Source organism: Pantoea wallisii (assembly GCF_002095485.1).
In the GTDB taxonomy this organism is placed as follows: Bacteria; Pseudomonadota; Gammaproteobacteria; order Enterobacterales; family Enterobacteriaceae; genus Pantoea; species Pantoea wallisii.
Genome location: NZ_MLFS01000002.1, coordinates 102,084 through 123,136, shown reverse-complemented (window position 1 = coordinate 123,136; position 21,053 = coordinate 102,084). Strand labels below are relative to the sequence as shown.

Sequence of the window (21,053 nt, the reverse complement as noted above, 5' to 3'; positions counted from 1 at the left end):
CTGCCTGTTTTTTTGTCAGCCGTTGCGATCCGGCCGGTCAATGATGTGATCTTCCCAGTCACGCACTTCACTCTCGCGCACCGCAATAAAGCGCACCGAGATACGCTGCGCATGCATCGCCCTCTTCGAACCGGCAATCAGCGGATGCCACTGCGGCAACCCCTTGCCTTCACCTAACAGGCGATATGCGCAGGTGCGCGGCAGCCAGTTAAACGTGGTCAGATTCTCACGCGTCAGCTTGATGCAATCCTCTTCATACTCAAAGCGGCGCTCATAGTTACGGCACTGGCAGGTCTTGATGTTCAGCTGATTGCAGGCGACGTTAGTGAAGTAAATCTCATCGGTATCCGCATCCTGCAACTTATTCAGACAGCACTGCCCGCAGCCGTCACACAGCGATTCCCACTCTGCGTCGTTCATTTGGTCAAGGCGTTTTGTCTGCCAGAAAGGTTGTTCGGTCATAGTGGCGGTCCGGGTTGTGCAACAAAACCGCACCTTATAAAGCTTCAGGTGCGGAGATGCAAGTATTACAGCACGCGCGTGGTAATACCGTGACCCGCCAGAGAAACCTCCAGCTTATCGCCTGAACGCAGCGGGCCCACGCCCTCCGGCGTACCGGTCAGAATCACGTCACCGGCGCGCAGGGTGAAATACTGGCTCATATAGGCAATCAGCGGCAGGATTTTATGGATCATATCGGCGGTGCTGCCCTGCTGCCGTACTTCCCCGTTAATCACCAGCTTCAGCTCGGTATCCTGCGGATCGCCGCTGAACTCGGCCACCGGGATAAAACCGGAGAGCGGACAGGCATTATCAAAGCTCTTGGCTCTCTCCCACGGCTGACCGGCCTTCTTAAAGCCCGCCTGCAGATCGCGCAGGGTCAGATCCAGCGCCACACCATAACCGGCAATCGCTTTGGCCACGTGCTCTTCCGTTGCCTGCTTCAGGGTGGCGCCAATCAGCACCGCCAGCTCAACTTCATGATGCACCTCGCCGAAATTAGCCGGGATCGACAGCGGCTGGCGCAGGTCACAGACCGCCGTTTCCGGTTTAATGAACACCACGGGTTCTGCCGGCGTGGCGCTGCCCATCTCCTTAATATGCTTCGCATAGTTGCTGCCAACGCAAACCACTTTGCTGATCGGATAGTCCAACAGAGCGCCCTGCCAGTTACGATGCTGATACATGCTATTCCCCTGCTTGAGTTGTGTTTGATGCCAGTAAGGCTGGCGGGAAGTCAGAACAACCGCCGGAACGCGGCAGGTTGTGGAAGAATATATTAGCGGGTTTAACGCGACCGGCGTGACGGAAATTGCCAAAAGTCGTTATTTGTTCACCACGCTATCTACTTTCGCTGGCGATAATTGCCCACAATAAGAATTAATGCGGGCGAGTAATTAATGGCAGAGCACTGATTATATTTACAGGATATATTTTTACAGATGAATCTGAATTAAACTTCTTTACCCTGTTCAAGGTGAATGTTGAGCAAACTTTCGACCGGCGGTGGGATTTGCAAATAATAACCCTGCTCGCTTAAACCCTGCTTCACTTTATTGATATCCGCGTTAGCCAGCTTGTCACGCTTGTCGAGCGACAGCACCATCGCAAGCTGCGGTTTGCCAAAGCCACGCAGCAACTCCTCCGGAACGCGCGAAAAATCGTCTTTTTTTTCTACATAAAGATAAGTCTGTTCGCGTTGCGGGCTTCTATAGATCACACAAAACATATTTTTTACTCGAATTAACCATGGGCGTCACTTGCCTGAATATAGCAGTAACTATAACATGCTTGCAGAACTTCGAATATTGACCTGCTGATGTTAATGCCGATTTTATCGACGTTCATCTTCAGGTCGTAAAACAGGACTGAGCCAGCACAGATGTCGCAATCGCCAATCGAATTCAAGGGCAGCAGTTTTACCCTGTCAGTTGTTCATCTGCACCATTCGCAACCCGAGGTGATTCGTCAGGCGCTGCAGGACAAGATCGACCAGGCGCCGGCTTTTCTGCTCAATGCCCCGGTTGTGCTGAACGTGTCCGCGCTGAATGGCGAGATCAACTGGAAGCAGATGCAGCAGGCGGTCAGTGCCACCGGTTTACGTATCGTTGGCGTCAGCGGCTGTAAAGATGAAGCCCTGAAAAAGATGATTGCCCGCGCCGGCTTACCGGTTCTGTCCGAAGGCAAGGAGAACCGTAAACTTCCCGACGCACCGGAAGCCGAAGCGATTGCGCCGCCTGCGGTGGTTGAAACGGCCAGCAAAACGCGCATCGTGAATACGCCGGTACGCTCAGGACAGCAGATTTACGCGCGCAATGCCGATCTTATCGTGACCAGCAGCGTCAGCGCCGGTGCAGAGCTGGTGGCAGACGGCAACATCCATATTTATGGCATGATGCGCGGCCGTGCGCTGGCGGGCGCCAGCGGCGATCGTGACTGCCAGATTTTTAGTACCAACCTCGCCGCAGAGTTGGTCTCCATTGCCGGAGAGTATTGGATCATGGATCAGATTCCGGCGGAATTCTTCGGGAAAGCGGCGCGGCTGTGTTTAACAGACGGCGCGCTCACTATCCAGACACTTAATTAGGCCCCTTTTCTTTCGTTAAGGAAATCAACATTTATGGCACGCATTATTGTAGTTACATCAGGTAAAGGGGGCGTTGGCAAGACCACGTCAAGCGCGGCCATCGCCACAGGGTTAGCGCAGAAGGGCAAAAAAACCGTCGTGATCGATTTTGATATCGGTCTGCGTAACCTTGATCTGATCATGGGCTGTGAACGCCGCGTCGTGTATGACTTTGTTAACGTCATCCAGGGCGATGCCACCCTGAACCAGGCGCTGATCCGCGATAAGCGCACCGAGCAGCTTTACATTCTGCCGGCTTCACAAACCCGCGATAAAGACGCACTGACGCGTGAAGGCGTAGAGAAAGTCCTGAACGACCTGACCGCCATGGAGTTTGACTTCATCGTCTGCGATTCGCCGGCCGGTATCGAAACCGGTGCGCTGATGGCGCTCTACTTTGCCGATGAGGCGATCATCACCACCAACCCGGAAGTCTCTTCCGTGCGTGACTCTGACCGCATCCTCGGCATCATCTCCTCCAAATCACGTCGTGCAGAAAACAGCCAGGAGCCGGTGAAAGAGCACCTGCTGCTGACCCGTTACAACCCGGGCCGCGTAACCCGTGGCGACATGCTGAGCATGGAAGATGTGCTGGAGATTCTGCGCATTCCGCTGGTCGGCGTGATTCCGGAAGATCAGTCAGTGCTGCGCGCCTCTAACCAGGGTGAGCCCGTGATCCTTGATGCGAACTCTGACGCCGGTAAAGCGTATGCTGATACCGTAGACCGCCTGCTTGGCGAAGAACGCCCCTTCCGCTTTATTGAAGAAGAGAAGAAGGGTTTCCTGAAACGCCTGTTCGGGGGATAACCAATGGCATTACTTGATTTCTTTTTATCCCGTAAGAAGAACACAGCCAACATCGCCAAGGAACGGCTGCAAATCATCGTGGCCGAACGCAGAAGGGGCGACAGTGAGCCCCACTACCTGCCGCAGCTGAAGCGCGATATTCTGGAAGTGATCTGTAAATACGTGAAAATTGACCCGGATATGGTCACGGTACAGCTGGATCAGAAAGGGGATGATATCTCTATCCTTGAGCTCAACGTGACCCTGCCGGAGACGGAAGACGTCCCTAAATGACAGAAGCCGGCTCATGATTTTCCCCTGCGTCACCGCGCAGGGGAAAACGTGCGGCTTACAGCGCCTGTAAAATCTCGTCGATGCCTGCTTTCAGCACCTCGCCCCGCCAGCCGGTTAACAGCTCCGGCGTTCGTGTCGTGCTTTTCAGCCCCCAGTGTACGCTCAGCACCTGATTAATCTGGCGCCGTGAAGCCAGGAGCTCCTGGCTGTAACCCGTCTCTTCACTCACCTTGAGCACCAGCGCCTTGATGGCTTTGAACGCCTGCTTATAGTGCGCATGATCGATCAGGTTCGGCAGCGGTGCCGGCAGCGTAGCTTCATCCTGCGCCTGCGCTTCCGCCACCATAGCGACCAGCGCTTTGCCGTGGAAGCGAATTTCATGGCCGTTCAAACCCAGATGGTCAAGCTCGCCCAGGCTGCCCGGCATAAAGCGCGCGACCTTCCACAGATTCTCTTCACGCACCACAAAGTTAACCGCCATATCTTTCTGTCGGGCAATGTTCAGGCGCCAGGCCGCCAGACGCTGCAGCGCCGCCAGCTGACGCGGACGCAGCTGCCAGGCATTGGTGATATCGCGCCACGCCTCCTCCGGCTGCAGCACATCCAGACGCCGCTGGCACAGCGTCTCGCACTCGCTCAGCGCTGCCGCCATATTGCCTGCGGCCTCCGTCTGCGCCACCAACTGATGCGCGATCGGCAACAGGTAGGCCACATCGGCAGCCGCATACTGGCACTGACGCTCGGTCAGCGGACGGGCCAGCCAGTCGGTACGCGCTTCGCTCTTATCCAGCTCAATCCGGGTAAAGTGATTAACCATTGAGGCAAAGCCCCACGACAGCGGCTGGCCGGCAAACGCCGCCAGAATTTGCGTATCGATCATCGGGTCAGGCAGGCAGGCAAAGCGGTGCAGAAATACCTCAAGGTCTTCGCCACCGGCGTGCAGGAATTTGGTGACCTGCTTATCCTGCAGCAGAGCAACAAAAGGCGCCCAGTCACTGATAGGCAAGGGATCGATCAGAACCAGTTGCTCGCCATCAAACAGCTGAATCAGCCCCAGCTGAGGATAGTAGGTGCGGGTCCGCACAAATTCAGTATCCAGCGCCACGGCGGCGTGCTGGCGTGCCTGCTGGCACACGGCAGCCAGTTGGTCGTTTTGGTCGATCAGGGTGTAATTCACGTTATGTTCTCGCTGCGGCAAACTCCGCGCAGCGCTCCATGTTAAAAGCAATAAAAACGCCGGACTGTGCCGGCGTTAACCTGAAGGGAGCGGGCAGCTTACTGCCCTTCCCGCTTCGCCTCATCACGCAATTCGCGGCGCAGAATTTTGCCCACGTTGGTTTTAGGCAGCTCGTCGCGAAACTCAATAATCTTCGGCACTTTATAACCGGTGAGCTGACGCCGGCAGTGATCCAGCACCTCATCTTTGGTGAGCGAGGCATCTTTCTTCACGATGCACACTTTTACCGCTTCACCAGAGAGATCGCTTGGCACGCCAATGGCCGCAGCTTCACGCACTTTCGGATGCTGCATCAGCACATCTTCAATCTCATTAGGATATACGTTAAAGCCCGAGACCAGAATCATGTCTTTTTTGCGATCGACAATGCGGATAAAGCCTTCAGCATCAACGGTAACAATATCACCGGTATGCAGCCAGCCATTTTTTAGCACCTCTTCCGTGGCTTCCGGACGCTGCCAGTAGCCCACCATCACCTGCGGACCGCGGATGCACAGCTCGCCCGGTTCACCCGGCGGCACATCACGATCTTCATCATCAACGATGCGTACGTCGGTGGAGGGTACAGGAAGACCGATACTGCCGGTGTGGCAGGTAATGTCATACGGGTTCACGGATACCAGCGGGGAGCACTCGGTCAGGCCATAGCCCTCCAGCAGATAGTGGCCGGTCAGCTTCTCCCAGCGCTCCGCTACCGCTTTTTGCACCGCCATGCCGCCACCGGCAGAAAGGCGCAGCGTGGAGAAATCAAGCTTGTTGAAGTTGCTGTCGTTCAGCAGCGCGTTGAACAGTGTATTGACACCGGTGATGGCGGTGAACGGGAATTTACTCAGCTCTTTCACAAAACCGGGAATATCACGCGGATTGGTAATCAGCAGGTTAGTGCCGCCAAGATCGAGAAACAGCAGGCCGTTTACCGTCAGCGCAAAGATATGGTAGAGCGGCAGCGCGGTCACCACCTGCTCTTTACCGGGGCGCAGCAGCTTGCCGTAGGTCGCTTTAGTCTGCTCCAGGTTGGCCTGCATATTGCCGTGGGTTAGCATCGCGCCTTTCGCCACGCCGGTCGTCCCGCCGGTATACTGCAGGAAGGCGAGATCCTCATTGCGCACCGTCGGGCGACGGTAGCTCAGAAGAGCCCCCTGCTGGAGCGCATGGCGGAACGGTACGGCGCCGGGCAGATGATATTTCGGCACCAGCTTTTTAACGTACTTCACCACAAAGTTAACCAGCGTGGCTTTAACCGGCGCCAGCTGATCGCCCATGCGCGTCAGCATCACGTGTTTAATGGGCGTCTCTGCTACCACCTTCTCCAGCGTATGCGCAAAGTTCGAAACAATCACAATCGCACTCGCGCCGCTGTCGTTCAGCTGGTGCTTAAGCTCACGCGGCGTATAGAGTGGATTAACGTTAACCACCACCATGCCGGCGCGTAACACGCCAAACAGCGCTACCGGATATTGCAGCAGGTTGGGCATCATCAGCGCCACACGGTCGCCCTGCTGTAGGCCCAGCCCCTGCTGCAGCCAGGCGGCGAACGCCCGGCTCTGCTGCTCCAGCTGACGATAGGTCATCGGCTGGCCCATATTGATAAACGCCACCTGATCGGCGTACTGCTGCGTTGCGTGTTCGAAAAGATCGACCAAAGAGGGATAGCGGTCTGCATTAATTTCCGCAGGAACATCTGGCGGATAGCGTTTCAGCCAAACCTTGTTCAAAGAGTCACCCCGATATTCTTGTTGCGTAGCCATCGCTGCCTCTGCAATCAGTGTTGTTAACAATATTTTAACTGATTGTACCAGTTTGCCTGTTTCGGCATTTTCAGGTTGCGAAGCGCATCACTAAATTTCGCGCATCGGTTGCGCGCCCAATAAAAAAGCCCGTTCGCGAGCACCGCGACCGGGCCGTAAAAAATATTCGTGTCACCTACTCGGTGAGAATGGTCTCTACCTGCGCCGGACCACCGGTATTCATACCCCAGTAAGGGTTCGGTCCCCAGTAGCCGGGATGACGGCGCGATGGACCGTACCAGATCCACGGATCGATTGGCTGCGGCGGCGTCATCACCTGCTGGGTCAGATGCCAGCGCTGGTAGCCGCGCACATCGACCACCACAAAGTTGTAATTCGCCTTCCCGATCTCACCCTTTTCAACGCCTTTGATGTTGCCCAGCACCGTGATGTACTGATTGTTGACGTCGACCGGATCGACAAAACCGCGCAGGTCAGCGTAAATGCGGCCCACCGACGCTGCACCCAGGCGCGGGCGCGCACTCTCATCCAGCGGCTGCGTGGCGATCTCCAGGCGGGTTAAACCGTTCAGGTTAGTCACTTTCACCACTTTGCCGCCAAAACGCGACTCCTGGCCGATATAGAGCTGGGGCGCGTTCATTACACGCAGTAAATCTTGCTGTGGAAGCTGAGAACTCCCTTTAATGGAATCTGGCACTGAAACGCAGCCGCTGAGCAACATCGCACAGGCTAACAGCGCGCCAGAGATCCCTTTACGACTAATTGGCATAGCACTTCTCCTGATATTTCTCAGTTAGACTGGAGGTGCAGTGATAAGTTGCGTGGCGTATCAGCGGCCCGGTAACTTTTTCCATGCCACTTCATTACGCAGATAAACCGGCTCGGCGTGCTCCACCGCGACAGTTTCACCCCGTTGCCAGGCGCTCAGCGCCAGCGGTAACATATCTTCTGCGGCGGGCAGCGTTACTGCTGTGGTTGTTAACCGGGTGTCGTTACTCTGCAGCAGCTGCGGGTAAGCCTGCCAGCCAGTGCCAACCGTTGCCCACTCGCCGCTCAGCTGAGCGATACGGGCCTGCGCGGCTTCCGGCTTCAGAACCGCTTCGCTCTCTGCGCCCTGCCAGTTGCCTTGCGCGTCACGCTGATACTCCGCCCAGTAAACTTCACCCATGCGGGCATCAATGGCGGCCAGTACGCGCGTCGCACCGGTTAAGCGCCATGCGCCCTGTGCCATTGTCGCCAGCGACGAGACGCCAATCATGGGCAGGTTTGCGCCCAGCGCCAGCCCCTGCGCAATCCCGATGCCAATACGCACGCCGGTAAAGCTGCCCGGCCCGCGGCCAAAGGCCAGCGCATCAAGCGCCGTCAGGTCAAGCTGCTGCGCCTGCAGCAGCGTCTGCACCAGCGGCAGAATACGTTGGGTGTGATCGCGCGGGGCGATCTCAAAGCGGGCATCGATCTGCTGCTGATTCAGCAGCGCGGCAGAACAGGCTTCTGTCGCGGTGTCCAGGGCTAAAATTCGGGCGGACATAACAACCTCAGAGAATCAAAATGGCGCGCATCTTATCACAGCCTGGCACAAATTAGTGACTCTCTGGCAGGCGGACAAATTCAATCGCCCGCTGCAGATCGCGGGTGCGCGGCGTTGGCGGCAGGCTGTTCAGGAACAGGCCACCGTAAGGGCGGGAGACCAGCCGCTGGTCGCAAATCACCAGTACACCGCGATCGTCAGTATCGCGGATCAGACGGCCAACGCCCTGTTTCAGGGTAATCACCGCGTCAGGCAGCTGCACATCATTGAACGGATCGCCCCCGCGCAGACGGCAATCCTCCATGCGGGCTTTCAGCAGCGGATCTTCCGGCGAGGTGAACGGCAGCTTATCGATGATCACCAGCGACAACGCATCGCCCCGCACATCAACCCCTTCCCAGAAGCTGCTGGTCGCCACCAGCAGTGCATTGCCGGCGTCAAGAAACTGTTTGAGCAACTGGCCTTTACTGGTCTCACCCTGCAGCAGCACCGGCAGCGTCATAGAGGCGCGAAACTCGGCGGCCAGTTCACGCATCATCTTGTGCGAGGTACAGAGAAAGAAGCAGCGCCCTTTATTCGCATCAATCAGCGGCTTCATCATGCGCGCCAGCTGGCGCGCTCCGCCCGGATGGTTAGGTTCCGGCATGTTGCGCGGCACGCAGAGCAGCGCCTGCTGCGCGTAGTCAAAGGGGCTATCCAGGATGAGGGTTTGTGCGCGCTCCACGCCCAGCCGGCTGGCAAAGTGGCTCATCTGCTCATTCACCGCCAGCGTTGCGGAGGTAAACACCCACGCCGCTTTGCGGTTATCCATCACCTCACGGAAACGTTCAGCAACCGAAAGCGGCGTCAGCGCCAGGGTAAAGTGGCGGCTGGTGCACTCATACCAGTAGCTAAAGCCCGGCTCATTGATTGCGCGCAGGCGTTTCAGGCGGGTACGATAGAGCGCGGCGCGTTCAAAAGCAGCATCCAGTAAGGCGGAGCGTCCGAGCGAGAGCTTAATCACGTCGTAGCAGAGCTCCAGCGCATCATCCAGCAGCGTAAACATGCGCATGATGTTGTTGTCGTTTAGCAGCTCACGCAGGTTGCCGCGGAAGCCAGGTTCACCTAATGTCAGGCGAAAATCCTGGGCGCACTGGGCCAGACGATCGGCGGACTTTTGCAGCTGCTGCACATCACGCACTTCGGTGCGATAAGCGAGAATGATATCTTTGGCCAGATCCTGCAGCTGGCGGCTGGAGAGCTGCTGACCAAAATATTGACTGGCGATATCCGGCAGCTGATGCGCTTCATCGAAGATCATCACATCCGCTTCCGGGATCAGTTCGCCAAAACCGCCCTCTTTTACCACCAGGTCGGCGAGGAACAGATGGTGGTTTACCACCACCACGTCGGCATCCATGGCTTTTTTACGCGCTTTAACCACAAAGCACTCTTTGTACAGCGGACAATCGCTACCGAGGCAGTTGTCATTGGTGCTGGTAACATAAGGCCAGATGGGGCTGTCCTCTGCCACCCCAGCGCAGTTGCTGACATCGCCGTCAACGGTTTCCGATGACCAGCTGCGCACATTGATCAAATCACCCAGCGCCTGCACGGTGAGATCGCCCCCGGCCTGATTCTGCTGTTCAAGTCGCTCAAGACAGAGATAGTTCGAACGCCCTTTCAGCAATGCGCTTTTACCGCTGAACTTCAGCGCGCGGGCAACGGTAGGGAGATCGCGATTGTAGAGCTGATCCTGCAGCGCTTTAGAACCGGTGGAGACGATGACCTTCTTTTTCGCCCGCAGCGCTGGCGCCAGATACGCGTACGTTTTTCCGGTACCGGTGCCAGCTTCCACCACCAGCTCCCCGCCACGTTTGACAGCTTCACTCACCGCCTGCGCCATCTCCCGCTGGGCTGCACGCGGTTTAAAGCCCGGAATCCCCTGCGCTAATGCGCCATCTGCTGCAAAATCGTCTGCCACACACCCTCACCGATTACACAAAAAACCACTGTAATTATGTCAGGATTCCAGGAAGGCGACCACAACAGATGACAGCCGCCTGCCGGATATGGCAGGCTAGCGCAGCGAAAATAAAGGAGAAAAGCATGACTATTACGCGTATCGATCCCGAGCACCGCATGTCAGAAGCCGTTGTTCACGACCAGACCGTCTATTACACCAGCGTGCCGGAGAATCTGGATGCGGATGCCGAAGCGCAAACCGCCAATGCGCTGGCGGTGATTGACCGTATTCTGGCGCGCGTCGGCTCGGACAAGAGCAAGATCCTTGACGCCACTATTTTTCTGGTGGAGAAAGAGGATTTCCCGGCCATGAACCGCGCCTGGGATGCGTGGGTTTCACCGGGTAATGCGCCGGTACGCTGTACGGTGCAGGCGGGCCTGATGAATCCGAAGTATAAAGTCGAAATCAAAATTATCGCTGCGCTGTAACCGGGTTCGGGCGCTATTCGTCGTCATCCTCGTCGTCTTCGAAACGCGCCCGGATCGCCTCACCCTTATGGTTCTGACGGATCTCCTGTGCTACCTGAGTAATCGCCTGCCCGCTGGACATGCCGCCGGCCATCAGCTCCTGAATACGTTCGACCGCCTGCTGCTGCTGTTCATGGGATAAAGCCGGAAGACCTGAAAACATGGTTCACTCCTGGTTAACATCGGGCGCGCATTATTCCACGCCGAACAAACAGGTGCCAGCGACAAAAAAATATGCCAGGCTACGCGCCTGCCTGCTGAACTGATTTGCCCGATGATTGTGAAAACCCTCTCGCTCAAGTATACGCCGGATACGCTACTGCACCGCTTCTCTACCCTGGCCCATCGTCCGTGGGCGATGCTGCTGACCTCCGGTCAGGCCGAACATGCGGATAACCGGTTTGATATTCTCACTGCCGATCCGCTCACTACGCTGACCACGCAGGGCAACCGCACTTGCATTGTCAGCCACGCGGGCGAATATGATTCAGAGGATGATCCGCTGTCTCTGGTGCAGCAGCAGCTGGATGCGCTGAACATTACGCCTGCGTTCAATGCTGACCTGCCGTTTCAGGGCGGCGCGCTTGGTCTGTTTGGGTATGATCTCGGGCGGCGTTTCGAGACGCTACCGCAAATCGCACAGCAGGACCTCACCACGCCAGACATGGCCGTGGGGATCTACGACTGGGCGCTGATCGCCGATCACCATAAACAGACGCTGACGCTGGTTTCGCTCGGGGACGCTGAACGGCGCTGGCAGTGGTTACAGCGCCAGGCCGTGCCGCAGCCGCGGCCGTTTATGCTCACGAGTGAGTGGCAATCCAGCCTGAGCTTTGCGCAGTACGCCGCGCGCTTCCAGGCGGTTCAGGACTATATTCAGGCCGGTGACTGCTATCAGGTCAACCTGGCACAGCGCTTTCAGGCCACCTACCATGGCGATGAGTGGCAGGCTTTCCTGCGCCTAAACCGCGCTAACCGCGCCCCGTTCAGCGCCTTTATTCGTCTGCCTCACAGCGCCCTGCTGAGCCTCTCACCCGAACGTTTTCTCTCGCTGCAGCAGCACGACATTGAGACCCGCCCGATTAAAGGGACGCTGCCGCGCCTGAGTGATGCGGAGGCCGATCGTCTGCAGGCGGAAAAACTCGCCCATGCAGAGAAAGATCGCGCCGAAAATCTGATGATTGTCGATCTGCTGCGTAATGATATCGGCCGGGTGGCTGTGCCGGGCAGCGTGAGCGTGCCGGAGCTGTTCGTGGTAGAGCCGTTCCCGGCGGTACACCATCTGGTCAGCACCGTGCGTGCACGCCTGCCTGAACATCTGCACGCCAGCGATCTGCTGCGCGCCTGTTTCCCCGGCGGCTCGATTACCGGCGCGCCAAAAATTCGCGCGATGGCGATCATTGAAGAGCTGGAACCCCAGCGCCGTAACGCCTGGTGTGGCAGCATTGGCTATCTCAGCCTGTGCGGTCGCATGGACACCAGCATCACCATCCGCACCCTGATTGCCGAGAACCAAACGCTGTACTGCGCCGCAGGCGGCGGCATTGTGGCTGATAGCGAACTGGATGCGGAGTATCAGGAGACTTTTCATAAGGTGAACCGGATTCTTCCCAGCCTGCAGGAGACGCACTGAGATGGCGCTGACGCTGGAGCAGTTCCTCAGCCGCTTTATGCTGCAACCGCCGGTTGGCGTTACCACCCGCGTGATGAGCGGCCGGCGCGCGGCCGTGCTGGTGCCGGTGATCGATAGCGCGCAGCCTGGCCTGTTACTGACGCGCCGCTCGGCGCAGCTGCGTAAACACGCCGGTCAGGTCGCGTTTCCCGGCGGCATGCAGGATGCCACGGATACCTCGCTCATCCATACCGCGCTACGTGAAGCGCATGAGGAGGTCGGTATCGATCCGCAGCAGGTACAGGTGATTGGCGTGCTGCCTCCGGTCACCAGCAGCACCGGTTTTGCCGTCACGCCCGTGGTTGGCATTATTCCCCGCGATCTGGCGCTTCACCTCAATCCGGATGAAGTGGAGAGCGCCTTTACCATGCCGCTCGATGAAGCGTTGCGACTCAGCCGCTACAGCGGGCTGACGCTGCGGCGTGGTCACCGCCAGCATCAGGTGTGGCTCTCGTGGTACGAAGATTATTTTATCTGGGGCATGACGGCTGGCATCATTCGCGCCCTCGGCCAGCAGATCGCCCTGCCCTGATTCCCGTCTCGTTCGTGGTTCCCCGAAAATCAGATCCCGTTCACAACTGTGGAAATGGATAACTATTTCTGTGGTTTATAATTAGTTTATTTCATGCGAAAAGCTACTCGCGACCGCGCGCGGACGATTACTATTAGCCGCATTAACGGCTTGCGCCGTAGAAAATAAGATTTGTGAGGAGTGTCGCCGGTGATTAGTGTTTTTGACATGTTCAAAGTGGGCATTGGCCCATCCAGTTCGCATACCGTTGGTCCGATGAAAGCGGGCAAACAGTTTGTTGACCTGCTGATCGACCAGGGCAAACTGCAGGATGTGACGCGCATAGCGGTTGATGTCTATGGATCGCTGTCTCTCACCGGTAAGGGTCACCATACAGACATTGCTATCATCATGGGCCTGGCGGGATTTGAGCCCGCAACCGTGGACATTGATAGCATCCCGGCCTTTATCAAAGATGTTGAAACCCGTGAACGTCTGCTGCTGGCAAACGGTGCCCGCGAAGTGGACTTCCCGCGCGAAGGCGGCATGGTGTTCCGCAGTGAAAACCTGTCGCTGCATGAGAATGGCATGACGCTTTACGCCTTCGCGGGCGATCTGCTGATCGAGAGTAAAACTTACTACTCGATTGGCGGCGGCTTTATCGTGGATGAGGCGCATTTCGGCCAGTCGGTGCTGGATGAAGTGTTGGTGCCGTATGCGTTCAACTCGGCCAAAGAGCTGCTTGGCCACTGCCGCGAGACCGGCATGTCGCTCTCTGGCGTAGTGATGAAGAATGAACTGGCGCTGCATAGCCGTGAAGAGATCTATGACTACTTCACCAATGTGTGGCAGACCATGCAGGCCTGTATCGACCGCGGCCTGAATACCGAGGGTGTGTTGCCGGGACCACTGCGCGTGCCACGCCGTGCGGCTTCGCTGCGCCGCTTGCTGGTCTCCTCGACCAAGCACTCTAACGATCCGATGAATGTCATCGATTGGGTGAACATGTTTGCCCTGGCGGTTAATGAAGAGAATGCAGCCGGTGGTCGTGTTGTCACTGCGCCCACCAACGGCGCCTGCGGCATCGTGCCGGCGGTGCTGGCCTATTACGATCACTTTATTGAAAACGTGACGCCGGATATTTTCATCCGCTACTTCCTGGCCTCCGGCGCCATTGGCGTGCTGTATAAAATGAATGCGTCGATCTCCGGTGCCGAAGTGGGATGTCAGGGCGAAGTGGGTGTCGCCTGTTCGATGGCCGCAGCCGGGCTTGCCGAGCTGCTGGGCGCCAGCCCGGAGCAGGTGTGCGTGGCGGCAGAGATCGGCATGGAGCATAACCTGGGGCTGACCTGCGATCCGGTGGCCGGTCAGGTACAGGTGCCGTGCATTGAGCGCAACGCCATTGCCTCGGTGAAAGCGATTAACGCTGCCCGTATGGCGCTGCGCCGCACCAGTGAACCCCGCGTGTCGCTGGATAAAGTGATCGAGACCATGTACGAAACCGGCAAAGACATGAACGCCAAATACCGCGAAACGTCACGCGGCGGCCTCGCCATTAAAGTGCAGTGTGATTAAACGCTTCGCTGCGGATAAATGCAGCGATCGCCGTTTATTTCTGCTGTTAGCTCTACCTCGCAGTGAGTAAACCAGTTACATTAATTTTGCGCGCGGCCCTTAGTGGCCGCGCGATTTTTTAGTGCCGCCTTTTTTATTCGGCCGCGCTAAACCTGGCCGCCGCTATGCCGATAACCTTCACGTTAATTTGGCTTCAATCTTTGTATTTGCAAGGTGGTTACTGATGCTCATTCCCCAGCAATTTGTGGGTCAATTCCGCCGTAAGCGACTGCTTATTGCGCTGGTGATCGCGGCGCTGGTTCTGGTTCTGACCCTGACTTTTCGCTATATCGAAGAGAAGTCACGCATTGAGCAACAGTCACTTAACTTTGCCACCCGCGCCATTGAACGCTTTGACCGCATGTTTTCACCGCTGGATGTCTCCGCCAATAACACGCTGGGCCTGGTGGGTGTTTCCTGCTCGCAGGTGCGTTATCCGCTGATTGAGAAGATTGCCGCTCTGCAGACGGTGCGTACCGTGCTGCTGGTGCAGAATGACACTATTTACTGCTCCAGCATTTACGGCCCACGTAATCTCTCGTTCAGTCAGACCTATCCTGAACTGGCGCTCAACAATCAGCGCATGCTGCTCTCTACCGACGACTATCTGCTGAAAGGATCGCCGGTGCTGCTGCTGTGGACGCCCAAATCGCTGGATAATCACGATGGCCTGCTGCAGATCATCAACATTGAGCTGATGACCAATTATCTGCTGGAGCCGCAGTTGCCGTGGGTTGAGCGGGCGATCTTTAACGTCGGCGGCCAGAGCCTGGAGTACGGTAATCCGCTGATTGAGCACACGGTGCCCTCTGAGGATGAGGTCGCTTACGATCAGGCATCGTTACGTTATCCATTCAGTATTACGCTGTATGGCCCTTCTCCGGCGCGCCTGGCGCTGAATACACTGCCTTCCCAGCTGCCGCTGGCGGTGCTGCTCAGTTTGCTGATGGGGTATATCGTCTGGCTGGCCACGGCCAACCGTATGAGCCTGAGCTGGCAGATTAGCTATGGCATTACCGCCAATGAGTTCATGGTCTACTGCCAGCCGTTGATTAATGCAAAGAGCGGTGAGTGCGACGGCATTGAACTGCTGCTGCGCTGGCACAATCCCCGTCAGCTGGATCGCCCCGGATGTATTTATCCCGCTGGCGGAACGACAAAATTTAATTGCGCCGCTGACGCGCTTTGTCATTGCCAAAGCAGTTGATGAGCTGCCAAATCTGCCGCAGTGCCCCTCTTTCCACATCGCCATTAACGTGGCGGCCAGCCACTTCCGTGAGCGGGCGATTGTCGAGGATCTGCAGCGCATCTGGTGGCCGGCCAATCCGCTGCCGAAGCTGGTGGTAGAGCTGACCGAACGCGATGCGTTGCCGGTGATCGATCAGACAGTCGTCGCGCAGCTGCATGAGATTGGCGTGCGGCTGGCGATTGATGATTTTGGTACCGGCCACAGCTCGCTGGCCTATCTGAAAGACCTTAAACCGGACGTACTCAAGATTGATAAGATTTTCACGGCGGCAATCGGTACCGATGCAATCAACGCTACGGTGACCGATATGGTGATCTCCCTGGCGCAGCGCCTGAACATTGCGCTGGTTGCCGAGGGCGTTGAGACCGCAGAGCAGGCCTATTATCTGCGTGAACGCGGTGTGGATCATCTGCAGGGCTATTTCTATGCGCGCCCGATGCCGATTGAGGATTTCCCGCTCTGGCTGGCGCAGCATCAACCCCAGCTGAACGCCTGAAGCGCTAAAAGAGAAAGGGCCGTCATCTGACGGCCCTTGCTTCATATCACGCGGAAATTACGCGTTCTCTTCCTCATCATCGTGCGGCTTGTCTTTCGTCACACGCACCAGGTCGATACGGTAATCGGTGGCTTCGATGATCTGGAAATGCAGCGGCGGCATATCAATGACCTCACCCGGCTGCGGCAGCTGCCCTTTTTGCGCAATCAGTAAGCCGGCCAGTGAGGCGTGATCGTCCTCCTGCTTCACCAGCTCATGGTGATCCAGCAGCTGCTGCAGGGAGTGCAGATCGGTACCGCCTTTTACTAACCAGCCGTCGCCATCCGCAATCACATCCGGCGTCTCATCCTCATCCGGGAACTCACCGGCGATCGCCTCCAGCACGTCCAGCGGCGTAATCAGCCCCTGCACCACACCAAACTCATTGGTGACAATTACGAAGCTGCCTTTCGCCCGGCGCAGCACGCCCAGCAGATTAATCGGGTCCAGCGTCTCCGGCACCACAATTGCCGGCGAATTGGCAGCGAAGGTCGCGACATCCATACCGTGCTCCAGCGCCACCAGCAGCTCTTTGGCGCGCACCACACCAATGATCTCATCCAGCTCGCCCCGGCATACCGGGAACAGGCTGTGCGGCGTATCCAGCAGCTGAATGCGAATCTCATCCAGCGGACGCGCCACATCAACCCAGGAGATATCACCGCGCGGCGTCATGATGCTGCGGATCGAGCGCTGCGACAGCGTCAGCACGCCGTTGATCATGTAACGCTCTTCATCCTTAAACGCTTCCTGCGGCATCGCTTCATTCAGCGCCGCTTCTTCACTGTTCGCTGGCTGGCCCGCGTTACGCTGGCGGCCACCCATCAGGCGCAGAATCGCTTCGGCGGTACGCTCACGCATCGGGCGGTGCGACTGGTGACGAATAAAGTTACGACGCGCAATCTGGTTAAACAGCTCGATGATGATTGAGAAGCCAATCGCCGCGTACAGGTAACCTTTCGGAATGTGGAAGCCAAAGCCCTCTGCCACCAGCGACAAACCGATCATCAGCAGGAAGCTCAGACAGAGCACCACTACCGTAGGGTGCGCGTTAACGAAGTTGGTAAGCGGTTTCGATGCCAGCAGCATCACGCCCATCGCAATCACCACCGCAGCCATCATCACCGGCAGATGGTTCACCATTCCCACCGCCGTAATCACGGCATCCAGCGAGAACACGGCATCCAGCACCACAATCTGTAACACCACCGCCCAGAAGCTGGCATAGCCTTTATTGCCCTGCCCTTCATGTCCACGGTTCTCCAGCCTCTCATGCAGCTCCATGGTGCCCTTAAAGAGCAGGAACAGACCACCAAACAGCAGAATTAAATCTCGTCCGGAAAAGCTGAAATCGCCTACGCTGAATAGGGGCCGCGTAAGCGTCACCATCCAGGAGATAACCGAAAGCAGGCCCAGGCGCATCACCAGCGCCAGCGACAGGCCAATCAGTCGGGCTTTGTCACGCTGCTTCGGCGGTAGTTTGTCGGCCAGGATGGCAATGAACACCAGGTTATCAATACCCAGTACGATCTCCAGCACGATCAGCGTCAGTAAGCCCGCCCAGAGTGAAGGGTCTAAAAACAGTTCCATTAGTGACTCCCTACACGAAAGAAAGGCGAACAGGATTGAGTCTGCACCGGATGGCGAGACGACAGATCATGAGCAGATGGGGTAACGCTGAGGCGCGTTGAGCGTGGCGCGGCGTGGCGCAGAGAGCAGGTAAAGCGACGTCGGTGACGGTCCATAAGGTGAGCTGAAGCTCGTTACTCCTGAGTAATAAACAGACCGTTAATGTATCAGTTACCTCAACAGAATCAAAAAATTTTCTTACATTTACAAATAACTGCGCTGGCGCATGAAACAGACACAAAAAACCACATCAACGCCGTTGCGCTCAAAATAGCGGACAACCATCACATAAATTATTTTTTCGATCACTAAAATAAATCGCGACCTTACCGCTGGGGAGCGGAAAGTGGCGGAATTTTATTGAGGCTTCTCTTCATTACAGACCAACACGATCCACCTGAATCAACAACGGTAATTCTCAATGATTCCCGGCAATGCCAGTGAATCTCTCATGCGAACGGAGGTAGCAAGTGACCATTGCTCTTGTAATTGGTACACATGGCTGGGCGGCAGAACAGCTGCTGAAAACAGCAGAAATGCTGTTGGGTGAGCAGGAAAATGTCGGATGGATTGATTTCGTGCCCGGCGAAAATGCAGAAACGCTGATTGAAAAATATCAGGCACGACTGGCAGAGCTGGATACGTCTAAAGGCGTACTGTTCCTGGTGGATACCTGGGGAGGCAGCCCCTTCAATGCCGCCAGCCGCATTGTGGTGGATAAGCCCGATTACGATGTGATTGCCGGCGTCAACATCCCGATGCTGGTCGAAACCCTGATGGGCCGCGATGACGATCCGACGCTTGAAGCGCTGATTCATATCGCGGTTGAAGCGGGACGTGAAGGCGTCAAAGCGCTGAAAACCGAATCCGCTGCGCCGGCGACGGCTGCACCGGCCGCTAAAGCGCCGCCTCCGCCATCGAAACCGCTGGCGCCTGGGGAACACATGAAGATTGGCCTTGCCCGCATCGACGATCGCCTGATTCACGGCCAGGTTGCGACCCGCTGGACCAAAGAGACGGACGTCACGCGCATTATCGTGGTCAGTGACGAAGTCGCCAACGATCACGTGCGTAAGACGCTGCTGACGCAGGTGGCACCGCCCGGCGTTACCGCGCACGTGGTGGATGTCGCCAAGATGATACGCGTCTGGAACAACCCGAAATATGGGCGCGATCGCGTGATGCTGCTCTTCACCAACCCCACCGATGTGGAGCGCGTGGTGGAACAGGGTGTCGACATCAAGTCCGTTAATATCGGCGGCATGGCGTTCCGACAAGGCAAAACCCAGGTCAATAACGCGGTCTCGGTGGATGAGAAGGACATTGCTGCCTTCCGTAAACTGAATGAACGCGGCATTGAGCTGGAGGTGCGCAAAGTCTCTAACGATCCGAAACTAAAAATGATGGACCTGATTGCGAAGGTCAATCAGTAGTTCGCCTGTGCCTGCGCGTGCGGGCGAATTGTTCTGACCTTGCTGAGGAGAAATGCAATGGAAATAACCTCGCTACAAATTGTACTGATATTTATTGTGGCCTGTATTGCCGGGATGGGGTCCATCCTTGATGAGTTCCAGTTCCACCGTCCGCTGGTGGCCTGTACGCTGATTGGCGCAGTACTGGGTGATATGAAAACCGGCATCATCATCGGCGGTACGCTGGAGATGATCGCCCTGGGCTGGATGAACATCGGTGCGGCAGTGGCGCCTGATGCGGCGCTGGCCTCCATCATCTCTACCATTCTGGTCATTGCCGGCGGGCAAAGCGTCGGGGCCGGTATTGCCCTGGCAATCCCACTGGCGGCGGCTGGTCAGGTGCTGACTATCATCGTGCGTACCATCACCGTGGCTTTCCAGCACGCCGCTGATAAAGCCGCCGAAAAAGGCAACCTGAGCGCGATCTCGTGGATTCACGTCTCTGCCCTGCTGCTGCAGGCGATGCGTATTGCGATTCCTGCGTTGATCGTGGCGATTTCAGTCGGAACGGACGCGGTACACACGCTGCTGAGCTCTATTCCGGAAGTGGTGACCAATGGCCTGAATATTGCGGGCGGAATGATTGTGGTGGTCGGCTACGCGATGGTCATCAATATGATGCGCGCGGGCTACCTGATGCCGTTCTTCTATCTCGGCTTCGTCACCGCAGCGTTTACCGACTTTAACCTGGTTGCGCTGGGCGTGATTGGCGTGGTGATGGCCGTGCTCTACATCCAGCTGGCGCCGAAATATAACCGTGTCGCAGGTGCCGCTTCCGCTGGCCCGGCTAACAACGACCTCGATAACGAACTCGACTAGGAACAGGTGCAATCATGGCAGATACAACTAACGCTCCAAAAAAACTCACCCCGGGTGACGTGCGCGGCGTGTTCCTGCGCTCTAACCTGTTCCAGGGTTCGTGGAACTTCGAACGTATGCAGGCGCTGGGCTTCTGCTTCTCAATGGTGCCGGTTATCCGTCGTCTCTATCCGGAGAACAACGACGAGCGCAAACAGGCGATTAAACGTCACCTGGAGTTCTTCAATACCCATCCCTATGTTGCGGCGCCGGTGCTGGGCGTAACCATGGCGATGGAGGAGCAGCGCGCTAACGGGGCTGCGATTGACGATGGCGCCATTAACGGCATCAAAGTTGGCCTGATGGGCCCGCTGGCAGGCGTGGGCGACCCGATATTCTGGGGCACGGTGCGTCCGGTGTTTGCGGCGCTCGGCGCCGGGATCGCAATGAGCGGTAGCCTGCTGGGTCCGCTGCTGTTCTTCTTCCTGTTCAACATTGCGCGTATGCTCACCCGCTACTACGGCGTGGCTTACGGTTATCGCAAAGGGGTAGATATCGTCAGCGATATGGGCGGCGGCTTCCTGCAGAAGCTGACGGAGGGCGCGTCAATTCTTGGCCTGTTTGTCATGGGTGCGCTGGTGAACAAGTGGACACACGTTAACGTGCCGCTGGTAGTGTCGCGCATTACGGATCAGACCGGTAAAACCACCGTCACCACGGTGCAATCAATCCTTGACCAGCTGATGCCTGGCCTGATCCCGCTGCTGCTGACGTTTGGCTGTATGTGGCTGCTGCGTCGCAAGGTCAACGCACTGTGGATTATCGTCGGCTTCTTCGCTATCGGTATCTTCGGCTACTGGATCGGCCTGCTCGGTCTGTAAT

Annotated in this window: 20 protein-coding genes and 1 pseudogene; 11 read left to right on the top strand and 10 right to left on the bottom strand. The window is 57.0% G+C overall.

Annotated features, from left to right (window positions below):
* Window positions 1–15 precede the first annotated feature (15 nt).
* From HA48_RS01235 to HA48_RS01225, 3 genes are all read right to left on the bottom strand, one after another.
* A complete protein-coding gene (locus HA48_RS01235) occupies window positions 16–462 on the bottom strand; it encodes a YcgN family cysteine cluster protein (RefSeq protein WP_128599414.1) in 447 nt (148 codons plus the stop codon).
* Between the two features lie 65 nt (window positions 463–527).
* Entirely contained in the window at window positions 528–1,187 is a 660-nt protein-coding gene (locus HA48_RS01230; protein WP_128599413.1) for a fumarylacetoacetate hydrolase family protein, read from the bottom strand.
* A gap of 266 nt (window positions 1,188–1,453) precedes the next feature.
* Complete coding sequence (locus HA48_RS01225) at window positions 1,454–1,729, bottom strand: YcgL domain-containing protein (RefSeq protein ID WP_128599412.1); 276 nt, start codon at window positions 1,727–1,729, stop codon at window positions 1,454–1,456.
* A gap of 153 nt (window positions 1,730–1,882) precedes the next feature.
* Here HA48_RS01225 and minC point away from each other — a divergent pair, with 153 nt between their 5' ends.
* Genes minC through minE form a run of 3 tightly spaced genes read left to right on the top strand, consistent with a single transcriptional unit; the run spans window position 1,883 to window position 3,706 of the window.
* A complete protein-coding gene (minC, locus tag HA48_RS01220; protein ID WP_128599411.1) occupies window positions 1,883–2,587 on the top strand; it encodes a septum site-determining protein MinC in 705 nt (234 codons plus the stop codon).
* Window positions 2,588–2,620: 33 nt separating this feature from the next.
* The gene (gene minD, locus HA48_RS01215) at window positions 2,621–3,433 is read left to right on the top strand and encodes a septum site-determining protein MinD (RefSeq protein ID WP_128599410.1); all 813 of its coding nucleotides are present in this window, start codon (window positions 2,621–2,623) and stop codon (window positions 3,431–3,433) included.
* A 3-nt stretch (window positions 3,434–3,436) separates the two neighbouring features.
* On the top strand, window positions 3,437–3,706 hold the full coding sequence (minE, locus tag HA48_RS01210; RefSeq protein WP_010616394.1) for a cell division topological specificity factor MinE: 270 nt from the start codon (window positions 3,437–3,439) through the stop codon (window positions 3,704–3,706).
* A gap of 55 nt (window positions 3,707–3,761) precedes the next feature.
* Here minE and rnd read toward each other — a convergent pair whose 3' ends face one another.
* From rnd to yoaA, 5 genes are all read right to left on the bottom strand, one after another.
* A complete protein-coding gene (rnd, locus tag HA48_RS01205) occupies window positions 3,762–4,883 on the bottom strand; it encodes a ribonuclease D (RefSeq protein ID WP_128599409.1) in 1,122 nt (373 codons plus the stop codon).
* A gap of 98 nt (window positions 4,884–4,981) precedes the next feature.
* On the bottom strand, window positions 4,982–6,658 hold the full coding sequence (fadD, locus tag HA48_RS01200; RefSeq protein ID WP_128599445.1) for a long-chain-fatty-acid--CoA ligase FadD: 1,677 nt from the start codon (window positions 6,656–6,658) through the stop codon (window positions 4,982–4,984).
* 208 nt (window positions 6,659–6,866) lie between these two features.
* Entirely contained in the window at window positions 6,867–7,460 is a 594-nt protein-coding gene (locus HA48_RS01195; RefSeq protein WP_128599408.1) for a Slp family lipoprotein, read from the bottom strand.
* 60 nt (window positions 7,461–7,520) lie between these two features.
* Complete coding sequence (gene tsaB / locus HA48_RS01190) at window positions 7,521–8,219, bottom strand: tRNA (adenosine(37)-N6)-threonylcarbamoyltransferase complex dimerization subunit type 1 TsaB (protein ID WP_128599407.1); 699 nt, start codon at window positions 8,217–8,219, stop codon at window positions 7,521–7,523.
* Between the two features lie 52 nt (window positions 8,220–8,271).
* Window positions 8,272–10,182 carry a DNA repair helicase YoaA gene (gene yoaA / locus HA48_RS01185; protein WP_128599406.1) on the bottom strand — a complete coding sequence of 637 codons (1,911 nt, stop codon included), beginning with the start codon at window positions 10,180–10,182 and terminating at the stop codon, window positions 8,272–8,274.
* A 125-nt stretch (window positions 10,183–10,307) separates the two neighbouring features.
* On the opposite strand from yoaA, the gene HA48_RS01180 reads away from it, so the two are divergent.
* Window positions 10,308–10,652: a RidA family protein gene (locus HA48_RS01180; protein ID WP_128599405.1), complete on the top strand. Its 345-nt coding sequence runs from the start codon at window positions 10,308–10,310 to the stop codon at window positions 10,650–10,652.
* 13 nt (window positions 10,653–10,665) lie between these two features.
* Here the strand turns inward: HA48_RS01180 and HA48_RS01175 are convergent, their stop codons facing one another.
* Window positions 10,666–10,854 (bottom strand): YoaH family protein, encoded by a 189-nt coding sequence (locus HA48_RS01175; RefSeq protein WP_128599404.1) that lies wholly within the window; start codon window positions 10,852–10,854, stop codon window positions 10,666–10,668.
* 111 nt (window positions 10,855–10,965) lie between these two features.
* On the opposite strand from HA48_RS01175, the gene pabB reads away from it, so the two are divergent.
* From pabB to HA48_RS01155, 4 genes and pseudogenes are all read left to right on the top strand, one after another.
* A complete protein-coding gene (pabB, locus tag HA48_RS01170) occupies window positions 10,966–12,324 on the top strand; it encodes an aminodeoxychorismate synthase component 1 (protein WP_128599403.1) in 1,359 nt (452 codons plus the stop codon).
* A 1-nt stretch (window position 12,325) separates the two neighbouring features.
* Window positions 12,326–12,895, top strand: a complete 570-nt coding sequence (locus HA48_RS01165) for a CoA pyrophosphatase (RefSeq protein ID WP_128599402.1) — start codon at window positions 12,326–12,328, stop codon at window positions 12,893–12,895.
* A 189-nt stretch (window positions 12,896–13,084) separates the two neighbouring features.
* Window positions 13,085–14,449, top strand: a complete 1,365-nt coding sequence (locus tag HA48_RS01160) for an L-serine ammonia-lyase (RefSeq protein WP_128599401.1) — start codon at window positions 13,085–13,087, stop codon at window positions 14,447–14,449.
* Window positions 14,450–14,672: 223 nt separating this feature from the next.
* Window positions 14,673–16,233, top strand: a pseudogene (locus HA48_RS01155) (EAL domain-containing protein).
* Window positions 16,234–16,290: 57 nt separating this feature from the next.
* On the opposite strand, the gene HA48_RS01150 reads toward HA48_RS01155, so the two are convergent.
* Window positions 16,291–17,862, bottom strand: a complete 1,572-nt coding sequence (locus HA48_RS01150; RefSeq protein ID WP_128599400.1) for a TerC family protein — start codon at window positions 17,860–17,862, stop codon at window positions 16,291–16,293.
* Between the two features lie 509 nt (window positions 17,863–18,371).
* Here HA48_RS01150 and manX point away from each other — a divergent pair.
* Genes manX through HA48_RS01135 form a run of 3 tightly spaced genes read left to right on the top strand, consistent with a single transcriptional unit; the run spans window position 18,372 to window position 21,052 of the window.
* On the top strand, window positions 18,372–19,334 hold the full coding sequence (gene manX, locus HA48_RS01145; protein ID WP_128599399.1) for a PTS mannose transporter subunit IIAB: 963 nt from the start codon (window positions 18,372–18,374) through the stop codon (window positions 19,332–19,334).
* A 57-nt stretch (window positions 19,335–19,391) separates the two neighbouring features.
* On the top strand, window positions 19,392–20,192 hold the full coding sequence (locus HA48_RS01140) for a PTS mannose/fructose/sorbose transporter subunit IIC (protein ID WP_128599398.1): 801 nt from the start codon (window positions 19,392–19,394) through the stop codon (window positions 20,190–20,192).
* A gap of 14 nt (window positions 20,193–20,206) precedes the next feature.
* On the top strand, window positions 20,207–21,052 hold the full coding sequence (locus HA48_RS01135) for a PTS mannose transporter subunit IID (RefSeq protein ID WP_128599397.1): 846 nt from the start codon (window positions 20,207–20,209) through the stop codon (window positions 21,050–21,052).
* Window position 21,053: the final 1 nt, after the last annotated feature.

What these genes read in the sequence shown, in the direction of transcription:
- HA48_RS01235 (WP_128599414.1), bottom strand. Translation starts at nt 462, where the DNA reads ATGACCGAACAACCTTTCTGGCAGACAAAACGCCTTGACCAAATGAAC.
- HA48_RS01230 (WP_128599413.1), bottom strand. Translation starts at nt 1,187, where the DNA reads ATGTATCAGCATCGTAACTGGCAGGGCGCTCTGTTGGACTATCCGATC.
- HA48_RS01225 (WP_128599412.1), bottom strand. Translation starts at nt 1,729, where the DNA reads ATGTTTTGTGTGATCTATAGAAGCCCGCAACGCGAACAGACTTATCTT.
- minC (WP_128599411.1), top strand. Translation starts at nt 1,883, where the DNA reads ATGTCGCAATCGCCAATCGAATTCAAGGGCAGCAGTTTTACCCTGTCA.
- minD (WP_128599410.1), top strand. Translation starts at nt 2,621, where the DNA reads ATGGCACGCATTATTGTAGTTACATCAGGTAAAGGGGGCGTTGGCAAG.
- minE (WP_010616394.1), top strand. Translation starts at nt 3,437, where the DNA reads ATGGCATTACTTGATTTCTTTTTATCCCGTAAGAAGAACACAGCCAAC.
- HA48_RS01195 (WP_128599408.1), bottom strand. Translation starts at nt 7,460, where the DNA reads ATGCCAATTAGTCGTAAAGGGATCTCTGGCGCGCTGTTAGCCTGTGCG.
- tsaB (WP_128599407.1), bottom strand. Translation starts at nt 8,219, where the DNA reads ATGTCCGCCCGAATTTTAGCCCTGGACACCGCGACAGAAGCCTGTTCT.
- HA48_RS01180 (WP_128599405.1), top strand. Translation starts at nt 10,308, where the DNA reads ATGACTATTACGCGTATCGATCCCGAGCACCGCATGTCAGAAGCCGTT.
- HA48_RS01175 (WP_128599404.1), bottom strand. Translation starts at nt 10,854, where the DNA reads ATGTTTTCAGGTCTTCCGGCTTTATCCCATGAACAGCAGCAGCAGGCG.
- pabB (WP_128599403.1), top strand. Translation starts at nt 10,966, where the DNA reads ATGATTGTGAAAACCCTCTCGCTCAAGTATACGCCGGATACGCTACTG.
- HA48_RS01165 (WP_128599402.1), top strand. Translation starts at nt 12,326, where the DNA reads ATGGCGCTGACGCTGGAGCAGTTCCTCAGCCGCTTTATGCTGCAACCG.
- HA48_RS01150 (WP_128599400.1), bottom strand. Translation starts at nt 17,862, where the DNA reads ATGGAACTGTTTTTAGACCCTTCACTCTGGGCGGGCTTACTGACGCTG.
- HA48_RS01140 (WP_128599398.1), top strand. Translation starts at nt 19,392, where the DNA reads ATGGAAATAACCTCGCTACAAATTGTACTGATATTTATTGTGGCCTGT.
- HA48_RS01135 (WP_128599397.1), top strand. Translation starts at nt 20,207, where the DNA reads ATGGCAGATACAACTAACGCTCCAAAAAAACTCACCCCGGGTGACGTG.